At 44.4% G+C, this 17673-nt stretch carries 8 protein-coding genes; 5 read left to right on the top strand and 3 right to left on the bottom strand.

Annotation, left to right across the window (positions count from 1 at the left end; genetic code table 11):
* Positions 1 to 82: 82 nt before the first annotated feature.
* Complete coding sequence (locus tag OO778_RS07200; protein WP_264911186.1) at positions 83 to 1165, bottom strand: family 43 glycosylhydrolase; 1083 nt, start codon at positions 1163 to 1165, stop codon at positions 83 to 85.
* A gap of 391 nt (positions 1166 to 1556) precedes the next feature.
* Between OO778_RS07200 and OO778_RS07205 the strand changes: the two genes are divergently transcribed.
* The 4 genes from OO778_RS07205 to OO778_RS07220 all read left to right on the top strand — a co-directional run bounded on the left by OO778_RS07205 (position 1557) and on the right by OO778_RS07220 (position 12041).
* On the top strand, positions 1557 to 2885 hold the full coding sequence (locus OO778_RS07205; protein ID WP_171934151.1) for a carbohydrate porin: 1329 nt from the start codon (positions 1557 to 1559) through the stop codon (positions 2883 to 2885).
* Between the two features lie 86 nt (positions 2886 to 2971).
* Entirely contained in the window at positions 2972 to 5830 is a 2859-nt protein-coding gene (locus tag OO778_RS07210; protein WP_264911188.1) for a beta-galactosidase, read from the top strand.
* 84 nt (positions 5831 to 5914) lie between these two features.
* Positions 5915 to 8935 carry a beta-agarase gene (locus OO778_RS07215; protein ID WP_264911190.1) on the top strand — a complete coding sequence of 1007 codons (3021 nt, stop codon included), beginning with the start codon at positions 5915 to 5917 and terminating at the stop codon, positions 8933 to 8935.
* Between the two features lie 190 nt (positions 8936 to 9125).
* Positions 9126 to 12041, top strand: coding sequence for a beta-galactosidase (locus OO778_RS07220; protein ID WP_014232190.1), 2916 nt, complete (start codon positions 9126 to 9128; stop codon positions 12039 to 12041).
* A 214-nt stretch (positions 12042 to 12255) separates the two neighbouring features.
* Here the strand turns inward: OO778_RS07220 and OO778_RS07225 are convergent, their stop codons facing one another.
* On the bottom strand, positions 12256 to 13977 hold the full coding sequence (locus tag OO778_RS07225) for a solute:sodium symporter family transporter (RefSeq protein WP_014232189.1): 1722 nt from the start codon (positions 13975 to 13977) through the stop codon (positions 12256 to 12258).
* A gap of 132 nt (positions 13978 to 14109) precedes the next feature.
* Positions 14110 to 16212: an alpha-galactosidase gene (locus OO778_RS07230; protein ID WP_014232188.1), complete on the bottom strand. Its 2103-nt coding sequence runs from the start codon at positions 16210 to 16212 to the stop codon at positions 14110 to 14112.
* A gap of 231 nt (positions 16213 to 16443) precedes the next feature.
* On the opposite strand from OO778_RS07230, the gene OO778_RS07235 reads away from it, so the two are divergent.
* On the top strand, positions 16444 to 17505 hold the full coding sequence (locus tag OO778_RS07235; protein WP_014232187.1) for a LacI family DNA-binding transcriptional regulator: 1062 nt from the start codon (positions 16444 to 16446) through the stop codon (positions 17503 to 17505).
* Positions 17506 to 17673 lie beyond the last annotated feature (168 nt).

Below are 17673 nucleotides of genomic sequence, written 5' to 3' on the forward strand. Positions count from 1 at the left end.
AACGGCTGGGTAGGTATACAGGGAAAGGGCTAGTCATTGGCGAAAATGTGGCTCCTTTATGAGCCACTGGTTTAGAGTGAACTTAATTACTATTTTGGAACGTACCCACATCTAAAACTTGACGTTTTACGCGGTATCGGCAGATATAATTCCAGTTCCAGCTAGAGTCATACTTATGGCATAGCCCCCAGTTTAAGCCTGGCGCATCAAAGCTATCTTCTTGTGGATCACGAAATATACCTAGCGCCTCTGGTGCTCCTTTGATATGAGACATAATCTCGAAGTTAATACCGTCTTTAGCCCATTGAATTGTGTTTTTCTCAGGACCATCGGTGGTAATCAATGATGCAATACCACCATTGTGATGCCATACAGCAACTTCATGCCCAGAGTTTGAGATAGGGTTGTATTCTGATTTGACGTAAGGGCCAATAACTTTATCAGCTATGGCTACACCATGCTTAATTTCACGACCGCCCATATTCATGCTCTCACCCATAGTTTCGCCTTTATAGTATAGGTAAAACTTGTTATTGAAGAACATCAGGCAAGGATCGTGCACTTTGTGACTGTCAAAGCTGCCTTTTGATTTTACATTGAAACGGTTGTCTTCATCACCTTCCCATTCGCCATCTTTTTCCGGGCTAAGGATAGGAGCATCTGATTTGGTCCATGGACCGAATGGACTATCTGACCAAGCCAGTGCTATCTCTTCAAATTGGCGGTTGGTGTACGGAAATTGGACAGTTTGGTAAACAAGATAGTAACAACCCTCGTGCGCTAAGACCTCGGGTGTGAACACTGCTCGGTCATCATATGAGCCTGATTTACCAGCTTGAATCGCAGGACCTTGCTCTTTCCATGTTATGCCGTCAGTGGAGGTCGCATGCCACACTTCAGTTTTGTCCCAAGGAAAAACTTTGTCGTCTGGGTTGCCTGTAAAACCTTTGGTTTCCCCCTCACCTTTGGTGTACCAACAGTGGTATAAGTCATGAACTTTGATGACAGCGGTAGGATCGCGGCGAATCACTCCCTCTTCATAGGCAAAGTCGCCTTTCAGTTTTTGTACATCAAATTCAATCAACCATTCGGGCCCGCGACTATCATAACCGCGTTCAATAGCACGTAAACTTGCCAGGCTAAGTTTTTTCTTAGGTGAATTCATTAGGTATCTCTCTAAACAAATACAAATCTCGAATAAAGGTAAACCAATTTTGGGTTTATGTCTATTTGCTGCTCTTTAAAATAACGACTCTTTGGCAATAAGGTGATGGAATACACAGTTTTAATCATTGATACGATCAATATTCCTGTTAACCACAGTTTATTTTAAACTAACTTCGTAGCTGTAAGTGATTGAAAATAAAGGAATGAATAGTGTGGGTTACTGAGGTTGGTAATTGAAGTGTTATCTTAGGTTAGTCTTTTTTTGTTAATTGTTATACCTGTCACTGATTATTGGTTTGCCATTTTGTAATAATACTGACATTGAAGTCGCATTGGTAAACCAACTTCATTAATTAACTTACTATCTACTTAATCTTTAAGGACAAAAGATGAAACATAAAATCCTAAAGTACTCTGCAGTGTGTTCCAGTTTATTAGTTGCACTTTCCGCACATGCTAACACACCTGAGGGTTTAGCTTTCCACGGCTATCTAATGTATGGCGCAGGCTTTACTAATGATGAAGTGTTGAATGAGGCAGCTTATGACTGGGCTGGAACAGGTGGTAATATTTTCCGGTTACCTGGTCAATATCATGCAGACTCGTCAGCTGGTCGTCTAGGTAACGACGGTAACTGGTTACAGCTGCAATCTGATTATGGTTTAAATATGAATGATATGAACTGGGGTGTTCATGTTATGTTCTCATCCAATGGTTACTCTGACAATTTCGTACCTGAGTGGATTTATGTTGATGCGGCTGGTGTGTTCCCAGCAATGCCTGACGCTACGGTATGGGCAGGCCAAAAGTATGTGAACCGCGTGTCGACGCCATTGGTGGTCAATGAAGCGCTTGCGAGTGATGGTCGTGGTTTTGGTATTGAGAAAATAGACTTAGATTTTGCCGCCCTTGACTTGTCAGTGACTCGTAACCTTTACAACTCATATACAAATGGTGATATGAACCAAGGCGATACCGTCTTATTCTCATCTGCACTTCGAGGTATGGATATAACAGATACGATTAATAGTGAATTATATCTGAACTACGGCACTTACATTGGTCCAAATAGTGATGTAATTAACGAGTCCACAGGGGATAAGTACAAAGAAGCTGCGCCAGATTCCTATCAAGTAGGTTTAAAATTTAATCACAATTTAGACAACCTGCACCACCAACTATTCTTGCGTTATAGCAGTGAAGCTCGACAAGTTGCGACACGCGAATGGTGGCAGCCAGTACCAAGTGATCTGATTGGTGGGTTCTTTTATGGTAAATACCAGCTAACAGATCGTTTCCGCTTCGAATACACGTATGCTCACGAAACTGAAAAATATGACCAACGTGCACGTGAGACTGGGCATCCAAACCGTATGCCAATAGCAGCAATGCAAAGTGATTGGGACTCCTTCATCATTCGTAATACTTATAACTGGAACAAACGTACTTCGACTCAGCTAGAAGCTGGCTACGAACAGATCAAGTATGAAGCTGTAAACCCAAGCGAAGATGGCACTAACTCAGGTTACAAAATTACACTTGCTCAAAACCTTCATATTGGTAATGGAGAGTGGGACCGTCCGGTACTTAACTTCTACGTTACTTATGCTGACCAAGATGTAGAGACGGATGTTTTTGATACATGGGCAATTGGTGGTTTTAAAATGGGCAAATCGGATGCACTTACGGCGGGCGTAATGTTCGAAGCATGGTGGTAATCCCAATATAAATATCATTTAAACAGTGTCTCCACGGCTTAGGTCGTGGAGTACTTATATATACACCTATAAAGATAATAACGAGTATGAACAAGACAAAAATTGCACTTATCCTATCGAGCTTGCTGTTTGGCGCGTATGGTTGTCAATCGACGACAGGATCTCAACCGGAAACTTCTGGAGAGAGTGAGGAACAAGCGAGCATTGCTATCCCTGATTTTGAATCGGATAGTTTCTTTAATAACGTACAAGCATCACACGCGAAATCTGAAAAAGTGACAGGCGTTGGTGTTACCTCGGGTAACTCTGCTTTGAAGGTGACGTTTGATTCTGTCTCTGAAGCAGACAAATTTAAATACTGGCCTAATGTGAAGTTCTTCCCCGAGGGTGGAATGTGGAACTGGAATAATAAGGGCAGCTTAAAAGTGGATGTCACCAACCCAAGTGATACGCCTGAAACGTTTATCTTCAAGATCGTTGATAACGTCGGCCAGATGGGGGCGGCGACCAACCAGCTTAATTACGCAGTTACGATTCCAGCGAACAGCACCGAGAATGTTGAGATGCTATTTAATGGCGGTAAGCGTGGTCTTGATGGTTATTGGGATGGTCAGAACATTAACTTGCGTAAACTGGCCGAGTTACAGGTGTTTGTTCAAGGGCCAATGGATGAGCAAACCATCATTCTCGATAACTTACAGTTGGTTGATGCAACCGGTGATTTTATCTCTGCTGAGGAACAAGTCGTCGAAGCAGGGCCAATACCGACATTAAAATCAATCACCAGCTTTGAATCTGGTGAAAAGCACTTTGTGTCAGACCGCAGCGTATCGACGACCATCGAAAAAGTGAAATCAGATGGTGGACTTGGTCTTCAAGTGAAATTCAAAGCAGACAACGCCTATCCAAATATCACCTTTATGCCAAGCCGTCCTTGGGATTGGTCTCAAGAGGGTAACTTTAACCTCGCCTTTGATATTGAAAACCCAACCAATGATCCTATCCAGATGTTTGTTCGCGTTGACCAAGCGGAGAACAAAAATTGGGGTGGTACGGCCGACGGTGTGAAAGACAGTATGTCAAACTATGTGACGCTGCTGCCTAATGAGACAAGCACTTACTACATGAGTTTGAGTCAGCTAGAAGGTCATATTGTTTCCGGCATGCGCAGTGAGCCGCCCAAGAAAGCGTATAGCGCACAAGCTATTAGCTACGGCTGGGGTGAAACCAGCTTAGATTTGTCTAACATCGTTTCAATTCAGCTTTATCTGCAAAACCCAACCAAAGACGCCACGATTGTGGTTGACTCAATTCGCTTAGTACCAAACCTTGACGCTGACACGACGCGTTACGAAGGTTTAGTCGATCAGTATGGCCAGTTTACCGGTAGTGACTGGGCTGAGAAAGTACACAACGATGAAGAACTACGCGCTTCTGGCAAAGCGGCGCTTGAGCATCTTGGCAAAGCCGAGCTGATGTCTGACCGCAGTAAATTCGGTGGCTGGAATGCAGGTCCTCGTATGGAAGCCACAGGGTTTTTTCGCACCGAGAAGCTGGATGGCAAGTGGACGTTAGTTGACCCAGAAGGCTACCCGTTCTTCATGACAGGTCTTGCTAATATTCGAATGGATGACACTGTCACTATTACCGGTGCAGATTTTGACAATCCAGAGACAAAGCAAGGGCGTCAAATCGCATCACCATTGCGTGAATCGATGTTCACTTGGCTTCCTGAATATGACGATGAACTTGCGGTGAACTATGACTATGCCGGTTATGTCCACTCCGGTGCACTGAAGAAAGGCGAGGTGTTCAGCTTCTATCGTGCAAACCTGATGCGTAAATACGACACTTCGCAGAAAGAAGCGATGGAGATTTGGCGTGATGTGACGCTTGATCGTATGCAAGATTGGGGTTTTACCACGTTGGGTAACTGGATTGACCCGATGTTCTTCGGAACAGAACGTGTTGCTTATGAAGCGCACGGTTGGATCATGGGTGAACACAAGCGAATCAGCACAGGTAATGACTACTGGGGCCCTATTCATGACCCGTTTGATCCTGAGTTCAAGCAGAGCACTAGAGCGATGGCAGAAGATCTCGCGAAACAAGTGAAGAAAGATGACCCATGGTTGTTGGGTATCTTTGTCGACAATGAGATCAGCTGGGGTAATGTGATGAATGAGGCCAACCATTATGGCCTGATTGTTAACGCACTAAGCTATGACGCGAAAGAGAGCCCTGCGAAGGCTGCATTCTCAACATATTTAAAAGAGAAATACACTACGATCAATGCCCTGAATCAGGCGTGGGGAACGACCCAAGTCAACTCTTGGGAAGAGTTTGATAAGTCGTTCGATTATCGCAGCAGCCTAAAGCCAGGTATGAAGCGAGACTACTCAGATATGTTAACCATGCTGGCAGATAAGTATTTCTCTACAGTAGATGCTGAGCTAGAGCGCGTGTTGCCAAATCACATGTATCTAGGTGCGCGATTTGCCGACTGGGGTGTGACACCAGAAATTGCAAAGGGCGCAGCGAAGTATGTGGATGTCATGAGCTACAACCTGTACGCCAATGATTTGAATGATTCTAAAAAAGCACACTTTAGAAAGTGGCTAGCAGAGTTAGACAAGCCAAGCATCATCGGTGAGTTCCATTTTGGCTCGACAGATACAGGTCTGTTCCATGGTGGTATCGTGAATGTTGCCAATCAAACAGAGCGCGCGAAGATGTACACCAATTACATGCAAAGTGTGGTAGACAACCCTTACTTTGTTGGTGCGCATTGGTTCCAGTACCTTGACTCACCGGCAACAGGTCGAGCTTGGGATGGTGAAAACTACAACATCGGTTTTGTCACCATTGCTGACGAACCTTATGTTGAACTGATTGAGGCGGCAAAGCAATTCAACGCAAACCTCTATAACAATCGCTTTCAATAATAACCGCTTCAAATAATGTCGAAAATAGGCACGGATGTTCGTTCCGTGCCTGATAATTTCATTAAGGAAAATGAGATCCATTTTATGAACGTGAATAAAACTCTAACAGCCTTGCTTATTGCAGGAATGGCTGCACCTACGCTTGCTTCAACTCTAATAACATCTTTTGAAGATAATGAAACCCATGGTTACGAGTATGGCCATTTTGGTAGCTCAACGCACGCCATTACAGCTGATGTGCAAACTGATGGTGATAAATCCATGCAAGCCAACATGGGGGCCAGCTATGAAGGTGGCGTTAAAATATACGCACCAAATAGTTGGAATTGGTCTGATCAAAAAGAGCTTGTCTTTGATGTTGTAAACAACACAAATGAAGATATTAATTATGGTGTGAAAATTCTGACTAACTATGTTTGGGATGATGCAAACGCACTATCTGAATATTTTAATGTTCCAGCAAACACTACTTTAAAAGATGTTGTACTTTCTTTGGACACAACAGAATATGGTTCGATTGGCGCATCATATAATAAAGCAATGGCGATGGAGATTAATTTCTTTGCTGCAGAGTCTCCGAACACAACCGTATATATTGACAACATTCGGGTCTCTGATGGCACAACAGAGCCAACACCTCCACCAACCGACCCTGAAGATGTCAGTGGACGCGTTTCATCGGCACCAGTGAAAACCCTACTTCAGCTCGAAACGTTTGAAGAGCTGGCAGATTCTATCGAAGCGACAGGCGCGGATATAAAACTGATTGATGAGGGGGTAAGCATTGGTGAAACCGCGCTGAAAGCCACGTTCAACAATGCTTGGAGCTCGGTCAAACTAAATGGGAACTGGGATTTATCAGCATTGGGAGAGCACCTAGCAATAGCAGTCGATGTGACAAACCCAACCAATACGGGTTTATTCTTATACTCACGAATTGAAGACAACAGCGGCAATGATGCTTCTGGGATAGCTCGAGGAAAGTACATCCCTGCTAACAGCACACAGACTGTTTATGTTAGCGTTAAAGATACGCGAGCTATCAGTGATATCGTCAACACACTAGGTATGCGTGAACTTCCAGCAAAAGCTTTAAATGAAGGGTGGGGAGATTGGCAAGACTTGAATCTAGCGGCAATTCAATCTGTGACCTTCTTTATTCCTGATCTAGCAGAGGGAACTACTGATCACGAGTTTATCTTTGATAACGCTCGTGTGATCAAAGATCTTAATGATGTATCAGCCTACGAAGAGTTGGTGGATTCACTGGGTCAAAACAATCAACATGATTTCTACGCTAAGCTAGAGAGTCGCGAGAAACTTGATGGTTTGGGTGCACGAGAGACACAACTGCTTGGTAAACTACTTAACCGTAGTCAATATGGCGGTGCACCTGCTGGCAGTAGCATTGTTGCTGACCAAGACTGTAAACTGGCTAACCCAGCCACTTTTAATGTGTGTAAAACAGCAGACGGTAAATGGTATCTGGTTGATCCTGACGGTAACGCCTTTATTTCAACGGGTCTTGCTAACATTCGAATGACAGACACGTATACCTTTACTGGTGAATCGAGCACAATGCCTTCCGATGTGCGTAAGTCAATGTTCACTGAGATCCCGACAAATCACCGTAAAGAGATGGGCCCTGTTCATAGTGGACCTGTCAAACAAGGTGAGGGTGTGAGTTTCTACGCTAGTAACATAGATGCGCGTCATGGTGGTGAAGAAGCTTGGCAAGACATCACTATCAAGCGTATGCAAGACTGGGGCTTTACTTCCTTAGGTAACTGGACTGACTCTACATTCTACGCAAAAGCCGCAGCTGCGAACATGCCTTATGTTGCAAATGGGTGGGTACTTCACCATGAAACCTCAGAGAATCCTGTTAACCGTATTGGCACAGGATATTGGGGGCCGATAGCTGACCCGTTTGATCCTAACTTTGCCTTAGCTGCTAAGAAAATGGCGGCGAAAATCAAAGAAGAAGTGACAGGTCATGAAGCGACCTTGATGGGTATTTTCGTTGATAATGAAATAAGCTGGGGTAACTGTCTGAATGGTGATGATGCGGCGTGTTATGAGCAAACGCTAGCGGCGATGAACACAGATGCCAGCACAAGCCCAGCGAAAGCTGCGTTTATCTGGTTCCTTGAAAATGGCTTTGGGCAATCGAAAACAATTGAGGCATTCAATACCGCTTGGGGAACATCGTTCGCATCATGGTCTAATTTAAGTAGCGCACAGAACTTTGTGTATTCTGCCAGTATGTTGGCTGACTTGAAGTCTTTGAACTGGCAGTTTGCAAACAAATACTTTGAGGTTGTGAAGCAAGCAATCAAAGCAGAGTTTCCTAATAACCTTTATTTAGGTGCTCGTTTTGCTGACTGGGGAAGAACACCGGAAACGGTTGATGCCGCTAAAGTTCATGCTGATGTTGTCAGCTTCAACATCTACAAAGACAGCATCACGTCCGAAGACTGGCAATCAGATGTACTAGAACAAATCGAGGATTTAGATTTCCCAGCTATCATCGGTGAGTTCCACTTCGGTGCGCTGGATAGCGGTAACTTCGCAACCGGAATTGTTTCAGCAAACTCGCAAAAAGATCGTGGCGACAAGTACATTACGTACATGGAGTCGGTATTAGCGAATGATAACTTTGTCGGTGCGCACTGGTTCCAATACCTTGATTCACCTGTAACAGGCCGTGCATGGGATGGTGAAAACTACAACGTTGGTTTCGTTAATGTAACGGATACACCATACAGCCACTTAACGGATGCAGCACGACTCATTAATTGTGAGTTATATGGTGATGACTGTTCTGCGTTAGAGGCCAATACAGAAACGCGCTCTGCACGTGATGTTGGCTCGTTATATAATGGTCGAAATATCGGAATCACTTCTGGTCAGTTAAATGGATTAGAAACCATAGAAGGCATTGACCCTGAAGAGCCGGTTGATCCACCAACTGACCCTGATGAGCCGGTTGATCCACCAACTGACCCTGATGAGCCACAACTGCGTACTGGTGGTTCATTAGGTGCCTTCTTTGTGTCAATCATTGCCGTTTTAGGATGGGTACGTAGAAAATACGTATCATAGTCATAACTGCATGAAAAAAAACAAAGCCGCGATAGTGACTATCGCGGCTTTTTGTCGTCTAGCGCACAGAATAAGCAATCGGTGCACATATTGACCAATAATCAGTATTGGATCACTCCAAAATTTTTTTTGGTATGTACTATTTGTAGATTGGTTATCCAATAACTACGTGAAGGAAAGGAGAATCTCAGTGCGTTTCAACAAAAATACTATCGCGCTCGCTATCATTGCCAGCACTCTTGCAGCAGGCAGCATTGCCGCTACAAAAACACCAGACACATCCAATAACGAAACAACTCAACAAGATATGAGTAGTAGCGTTCAACCTGTTGTCATGACAGATGATGGGTTTCTATCAAAAACCGCCAACACACACACTTCATATAATGTGGCTGGCGAAAACCTGGAAATCGTGTTCGATGCGATTTCTGAGTCAGAAGCAAACTCTAAATGGCCAAACATGAAGTTTCGCCCGGAGTCTGGTTCTTATGATTGGAATACCAAAGGTGGCTTACAGCTGACACTCGAAAACCCCGGCGACAGAGAAGTTCGAATTGAAATGAAAGTGGCGGACAACATTGGCATTATGGGGGCGACGACGCACCAGCTCGATCTGCCAATATATTTACCTGCTGGAAAAACCACGACAGTCGATTTCCTTTTTAATGGCGCAGAGATGAATATTGAAGGTTACCGAGGTGGTAGTGAGCTTGATTTGCGCAATATCGCTGAGTTCCAATTCTACGCGGTTGGCCCGATAGGTGAGCAAAAAGTAGTAGTACATGACATTGATTTTATTGAACGTACTGGAGATTTTGTTCTATCAGAAGCGCGTCAAGGTCAAGTGATTGAGGCGCAAATTCCCACTATTTTAACAGTAACTGACTTTGAAAGTGGTGTTGAAGGTATTGTTGAACACCACTCTGGCTCTAATGTTGATATCGTCAAGTCTGACACAGGCTCTGCAATTAAGGTTCATTACACAACCGACGATGACTATCCGACAATCAAATTCTCGGCTGGAAAAGACGGTCAGGCTTGGGATTGGTCAAAGTATGGCGATGTTGCCCTAGCATTTGATGCGAAAAACATTGGTGATTCAGGCATGCAGCTATTTGTGCGTGTCGATGATGCACTAGATGAAAAGCTGGGTGGTACGGCTACGGGAGCAGTAAACAGCCGTACGGGTTATGTACAGATTCCAGCAAACTCAGAAGACAAATATTACTTCACATTTAAAGACTTGGCTGAAGGCTTGGATTCAGGTATGCGTGGCGAGCCGCCAAAGAAATCCTTCTCAGCAAGCCAAGTGGTGTTTGGTTGGGGCGAATCTGAGCTTGATCTATCGAACATTGTCAGCGTGCAACTTTACATGATGAACCCTCAAGAAGAGGCGACATTGGTTATCGATAACCTATCGTTGATTCCTAACCTAAGTACGGACACTACGCGATACGCCAATCTGTTGGATGAGTTTGGTCAATATCAGGAAGAAACGTGGCCAGAAAAAATCACCGATTTGGATCAGCTAAAGGCTCAAGCCAAAGTCGACAAAAAACTGTTGAAGAATGCCTCGTTGATGAGTGATCGTTCAAAGTTCGGTGGCTGGGCTAAAGGTCCGAAACTAGAGGCAACAGGTTATTTCCGCACAGAGAAAGTCAATGATAAGTGGGCGCTGGTGGACCCTGAAGGATACCTCTACTTCGCTACAGGGGTAGACAATATTCGTATGGATGACAGCTACACAGTGACAGGGATGGACTTTGCTGATGCGGTAGAGGCAGACACTAAGGGGATGCGTCCAAGTCAGGTTGCCGCTGAGCGTTACATTGATGACAAGCGTGAGCGTGTAGAAGCCTCAACACTCCGCCGTGGTATGTTTGATTGGTTACCTGATTTCAATGATCCACTGGCAGACAACTATAGCTATACGCAAATGGTGCATAAAGGACCTCTCAAGCATGGTGAAGTGTTCAGCTTCTATTCGGCGAACTTGCAGCGTAAGTATGATACCGACTCTGCACAAGAAGCGATTGAGATTTGGAAGGACGTGACACTTGCACGAATGCAGGATTGGGGTTTCACTTCCTTAGGGAACTGGTCCGATCCTATGTACCGAAAAAACGGTAAAGTGCCGTATACAGCACATGGTTGGATTACGGGAGACCACCAACGAGTTAGTACAGGTAACGACTACTGGGGGGCTATGCATGACCCATTTGACACAAATTTTCGGGTCTCTGTGGCCATAATGGCGAAGGAGTTGGGTGAAGAGGTTGACAATGACCCTTGGTGTATCGGTTATTTCGTTGACAATGAGTTGAGCTGGGGCAATACCGTCAACAATACAAACCACTACGCACTGGCGATTTCTGGTTTACGTGCTAGCACAAAAGAAAGCTCGGCCAAAGCGGCGTTTGATGCATTACTTAAAGCAAAATATGGCTCGATCAAGAAGTTCAACGCTGCATGGGGCGTTGATGTTGCCTCATGGGATGCTTTCGCTAAAGGCTTCAATTATCAAGGTGAATACACTGAAACAGTGAAAGCCGACCTTTCAGTATTGTTAGATGCATTTGCTGATAAGTATTTTGCGGTTGTTAGTGAAGAGATGGAGAAAGCGTTACCTAACCATCTATACATGGGAGTGCGATTCTCTGATTGGGGAATAACACCTGAAGCTGCGACAGCAGCCGCACGTTATGTTGATGTGATGAGTTACAATCTTTACGCCACTGATCTAAATGCAAAAGGGGACTGGAGCCGTTTACCGGAGTTGGATAAACCTAGCATTATTGGTGAGTTCCACTTTGGTTCTACTGATTCAGGTTTATTCCACCCTGGTATTATCAGTAGTGACAATCAACAAGGTCGTGCGCAATCTTACGCTAAGTATATGGAAAGCGTGATTGATAACCCGTACTTTGTTGGTGCACATTGGTTCCAGTATATGGATTCACCCGTAACAGGGCGTGCATGGGATGGTGAAAACTATAACGTGGGTTTTGTGACAGTAACGGATACACCATACGAGCCCTTGGTAAAGTCTGCCAAAGAGATCAACCGTAATTTATACAATCGACGATTCGGATCTATTAACAAATGAAGTAATTTGTAACTCTTGACAGTAATTTTTATAAGTCTGTGTCATTTCAGTTGTATGTAATAAAGAAATGACACAGACGTAACATGCCTACGCTGAACGATCCAAACTTGAGGTTGTCTCAATTTCGGTGTGATAGTCTACGATTATCTAAAACATGAGAGAGTTAGGTATATAGACTATTGTGTCACTGTGAACTATCACGCAGTTAAAAACTTTAGGGTATATACATGTCTTTTAATTTGGTTATTTTGTCATTGCTTCTTCGTTTAAGCAGGTAGCTTGATAGCACGCCAAAGAACAGGATTACGCCACAGAAGCCGTATACATGCATGATGGTTGGATCGTTCGATACAAAGCCAGCATCCGAGAACATTACGTACGCGCCTAGTACCATGTAGATTATTACTGCTGAGGCCTCAAAACGGAATGACCAAGGCGTTACGTCAATACTCTCATTGACTGGCATTACATAATCCGTATCACGTGGCATAAAGTGACCAATCACAAACATTAGTACTGTACACACCACAAACAAGATTGCTAATTGGTGTAGGAAGTGAATCGGTGTATCAAATATCAGTTGCATTGCAGCGTAGGAGCTTACAAATACCGTGAGCGCTACTTTGGCAGCAATGGCAGGGACACGTTTTGAAATATAGCCAACAAATACGATAGTAAAGATCGGCACACTAAAGAATCCTGCAACCATTTGCAAATATTGAAATAACCCTTCTGGTGCATAAAGGATGAATGGTGCAATACACACTGAAATGACCGCGATAATGACACCGAAAATGCGACCTTTACCTACTAGCTCTTCATCGGATTTGTCGTTGCCAAAAAGAGGTTTGTAAACGTTCAAAGCAAACAGGGTTGTTGAGCTGTTTAATACACCATTAAACGTACTTAATATGGCACCAAACATCACCGCAACAAAGAAGCCAACCAGAGGTTTAGGTAGTACTTCGTTGACTAAGCGAGTGTACATCGTATCTGGGTTGCCCGCATCTGCACCAAACATATGGAATGCGATAATACCCGGAATAATAAGGAATAATGGGGAGATAACCTTGATTGCGCCTGCCAAAATTACACCCTTTTGACCTTCTTTTAGGTTCTTCGCACCAAGTGCACGTTGGATGATAGATTGGTCGGTACCCCAGTAGTACAAATTTACCAACAGTAAGCCTGTGAACAACGTTGAGAACGGTAGTGGGTCGGTCTCTTGTCCTACTGATTGAAGCTTTTCTGGTGCCGCGGTCAGCAGCATATCTAAGCCTTCCATAAAGTTGCCACCACCCAGTGCCATCAGACCAAACACAGGGATCATCAAGCCACCTGTAATTAAACCTACGCCATTAATGGTGTCTGCGATAACCACGGCTTTTAGGCCACCGTAAATCGCATAGAAGAAACCCAGTAAACCAATGGTTGCGGAGATAAGTGCGATGGAACTGAACTCAGATATTCCCAGTAAACTTTGTACATCGAAGATTTCACCCAACACTACTGCGCCAGCGTAAAGTGTTGTAGGCAGAATATTAATGACGTATTGGCATAAGAACAGTAGCGTTACAAACTTTTTCACCGACATATCATAACGGCTTTCCAAGAAGTCAGGGATGGTGGTGATGCCTTGCTTGAGGTAGCGTGGAACAAGCAGTAATGCGATTATCACCAGCGTGACACCAGAAGCAACCTCCCAACCCATGACACTCATATTGTGGGTGTAGGATTGCGCACTCATGCCCACAAAGCTGGTCGCACTGAGGTTGGTTAAAATCAAGGAACTGGCAATTAATCCTCCCGTTAAGCTTCGTCCACCAAGGAAGAAACCATCTTGAGAGTTGTGTTTATCGTTTCTGACTTTGCTGTAAGTGAACACCACAACAAAGCCTGTAAACAGCAAGAACGAAAGTAATACTGTAATAGACATTTTGTTTCCTTAACAAGTTAAGCAATAAGTTTTTGCTTGTTGGTCGTAGGGTGTCCCTCTAGCATCTAGTAAGAGTGTTTTATCAGGAACAACGTTAAGTTGAAACCCGTTGCTAGAGGGACATAAAGAGGTTTAAAGTTTTTTCAGGTGAACAATAAGCGCCGACTCAGGGTCGAGAATAGGGAGTGTTACCCCAATTTCTTTTAAGTTGTCACCACTGAGTATCAGGGTTTTATCTAGCCATTTTGGACGTTGTTTCATCAACTGGAAGCTGGTTTTTGGCATTTCAACGATCTTGATTTCGTAACGCGTGTTTTCATCCGCACAATTGATTCGAAGTGGGGATGGCAACGCGTAGTTTGGCATTGCCAACTGGCACACCGTAATCAGCATTTCTTGCCCGTTCTCTACGCCATAGATGTTCTGGTTTTGATCAGCAGGGTCGATGCGGAAGGTACGTCCAGAATGCAGCAAATCGCGATACTGTTTATGCAGCTGAATGTAATGGGCGAAAGCTTGCTTTTCTTCTTTACATTCTCTTACAGGGTCTAGTTCCACGCCCATGTGGCCACTTAATGCTGTCACGCCACGCATGTTGATCGCATGACGACGATTGGTTGAGTGACACTCGGCTGGACCAATATGAGCGCCCATCACTTCCGGTGGGAAGAAGTAGCTCATGCCACGTTGAATCGCTTGACGCTCCAGCGCGTCATTACAATCAGAAGCCCAGAAGCGGTGAGTGCGCTTCAATATTTCGAAATCAATACGGCCACCACCAGAAGAACAAGACTCAATCTCAACGGCAGGATGGGCGGCTTGAAGTTCATCTAATAAACGGTAAAGGGCTTTAGTTTGATCATGCACTGCTGGTTTGCTTTGATGCCCTGGTTGTACCAACTCGCGGTTCATGTCCCATTTCAGGTAACCAATGTTGTAGCGAGTCAATAAGTCATTCAGACGGTCGAACAGGTAGTTGAAGCAATCTTGATTTTGTAAATCCAGTACGTATTGCCAACGGCCCGAAGGTTGGTCATAGCCTTGCAGACTTAACACCCAATCTGGATGTTGGCGATACAGGTTAGAGTCTTGGCTGACCATCTCTGGCTCAACCCAAAGACCAAACTCCATGCCTTGATTGTTCACGTGTTCGATAACAGGTTCGAGACCATTAGGGTATTTGGTTTCATCTAAATACCAGTCTCCAAGTCCCGCACGTTCGCCATCTCGGCCAATGAACCAACCGTCATCAATAATGAAGCGCTCAACGCCCATTTCAGCGGCTTCGGTAGCCATCTCCATAATGTAGTCAGGCTTATGGTTGAAATAGATACCTTCCCATGTGTTTAGGTGAACAGGGCGTGGTTTATTGCTAGGAAACTTAACAATGTTGGCGCGAACAAACTCGTGGAATCGCTCTGAAATACCGTTCAAGCCTGAGGTGCTGTAGGTTGCGTATAGCCAAGGTGATTGGTACAGTTCACCACTCTTCAGGCGCTTTTCTCCAGACAGTAACAGTTCACCTGCTTGAACAAAACGACGACCATCACTACGAACGTCAGCACGCAATTGATGGTTACCACTCCAGCCTAGATGGAAGCCCCAAACTTGCCCTAATTGCTCACTGAAACCATTGGTGCCAGCAAATAGTCCAGGGAAGTTTTCATGAGAGGTGCGACCGCGGCGGTTTTCTTGCATAAAACCCCCATGCTCAAAGTTCAAGCGTTGAGTCTGAAACTCATGGCACCAACGTCCGTGGAAAGTCATCAGCTCGTTGGCATGGTTTGGAAGTGGTAGAGTAGAGGAGAGCTTGCCCAAGCAATATTCGCCAGCAGCCGTGTTCTTAACGGTGATGCGTTTTTGTACCACGTCACTTCTAAAATCCATTTGCAGCTCTATTAATAACTCAAGTCCCGCAACGTCGTCTTGAAGCGTAAATGTTGCACTGTTATCGTCGTGTTCAATGGATTTGGTTTTGAATACTGGCGCCCAGTCATTGCCATTTCTATGTCCATCAATTCCCGGCGCATTGAAGTGACCACTACCTAGTTCTGGACACAGTGAAAGTGGGACATCAACATCGAGACGAGCCTGAGAAATAGGGCGCTCTGTTGATAACATTAAGTCCGGATCGATTTGCGCGATTTTTGCTCCCCAATGAAGGATTTCAGGAACACGATCAACTTTAATAATCATGCTGTGATTCTTGGATTTTAGGTGAACGATTCTTTGCATTTTATTTTCCTGTTTACGAAAACATTCAATTTAAAAATAATAATGCGCTTATTAAGTTGTATTTCGACATAACTGCCATTTAAGTGTGATCTAGAGGAGGATTTTGAGTTTAAATTTGTGGCCTAGATCGATTGTTTTCGGAAACATTAAATGGTGTTTGTGTGACACTGTTCACGAGGGGGGACGCTTGAATTTGTTATCGTAGATGATAAATAAAAATTGGAGAACACCATGGCTGTTACTTTTAAAGATGTCGCACGTTTAGCGGGGGTTTCAACACAAACTGTATCACGTGTAACCAATGGTGCAGATAACGTGGCGGAAGAAACTCGTAAACGAGTGAATAATGCGATCAAAAAGCTTGGCTACGTGCCGAATAAAGGTGCACAAATGCTTAGCCGAGCCAAATCACGCATTATCGGCATTGTCTCTTTGGATATATCGCTGCATGGTGTGGCATTAATCGCCAACGGCATTCGCAACCAAGCTCACGAGATGGGTTATGCGACTGCGCTGACAGTATTAAGTGAAAATTCCATTGATGAATTTCGAGGAGCAATTCGAGAACTGATCGCCCAACAAGTTGATGTCATTATTATCAATGCGCCCGTAGCACGAGATACGGCGGAGAGCCTTGTCGAGCAGTTCAGTCAACTCACAATGGTATTTATTGATGTTCCTGAGGGGACGTTGGTTAATCACGTAAGTTGTGACCACAAAACGGGAGCGTACCTCGCCGTGTCTCATCTGATTAATCAAAAGCGCGAAGCTTTTGTGTGTATTTCAGGGCCAGAAGCATCGACGGCCTCGATGCTACGATACAAAGAATGGGAGTCACAAATTCAGCAACATGGGCTTACACTAGCTGCATTCTACGAAGGTGATTGGCAAGCCGCCAGTGGCTACAATGCAATTAAAGATGCAGTGCTAAAAGGTATATCTTTTGATGCGGTCTTAGTCGCCAATGACCAGATGGCGCTGGGCGTATTATGTGCGCTTTCCGAAGTGAGCATTAATGTTCCTAAAACCGTGTCCGTAGTCGGGTTTGATGGTATTCAGGACAGTCAATTTTTCTCACCTCCTTTGACGACGGTTAAACAAGACTTTAACGAACTCGGGCGTAAGGCGGTCAAATTGGTCCTAAGCCAGGTGGAGAAGGGGGCGGGAATTATCTCTGAAGTATTGCCCGTTAGTTTGGTGGTGAGGCAAAGTTCAGGTGAAAAATCGAATGCTTTGTATGATAAGCAGTCAGTGCTTAATTATCTGGAAAACATTCGTCGCCTATTGCCCTAACGAGGAGATTTACATTCAGGAATATTTATTATGAAGAAAAATTACCCACCAATGAACGTGAGCATTGGTGGGAATGGCCCAAGGAGGGAGTAACGTCGGCCATATGTAACGTGTTTATATTTGATAACAAGCACTGTTTTTTTTTCAAATTAACAGTCACGAAAAATG

This window comes from Vibrio sp. STUT-A16 (genome assembly GCF_026000495.1).
Taxonomy (GTDB): domain Bacteria; phylum Pseudomonadota; class Gammaproteobacteria; order Enterobacterales; family Vibrionaceae; genus Vibrio; species Vibrio diabolicus.

Coding starts and splice junctions, on each gene's coding strand:
- OO778_RS07205 (WP_171934151.1), top strand. CDS start 1,557: ATGAAACATAAAATCCTAAAGTACTCTGCAGTGTGTTCCAGTTTATTA.
- OO778_RS07230 (WP_014232188.1), bottom strand. CDS start 16,212: ATGCAAAGAATCGTTCACCTAAAATCCAAGAATCACAGCATGATTATT.
- OO778_RS07200 (WP_264911186.1), bottom strand. CDS start 1,165: ATGAATTCACCTAAGAAAAAACTTAGCCTGGCAAGTTTACGTGCTATT.
- OO778_RS07235 (WP_014232187.1), top strand. CDS start 16,444: ATGGCTGTTACTTTTAAAGATGTCGCACGTTTAGCGGGGGTTTCAACA.
- OO778_RS07225 (WP_014232189.1), bottom strand. CDS start 13,977: ATGTCTATTACAGTATTACTTTCGTTCTTGCTGTTTACAGGCTTTGTT.
- OO778_RS07210 (WP_264911188.1), top strand. CDS start 2,972: ATGAACAAGACAAAAATTGCACTTATCCTATCGAGCTTGCTGTTTGGC.
- OO778_RS07215 (WP_264911190.1), top strand. CDS start 5,915: ATGAACGTGAATAAAACTCTAACAGCCTTGCTTATTGCAGGAATGGCT.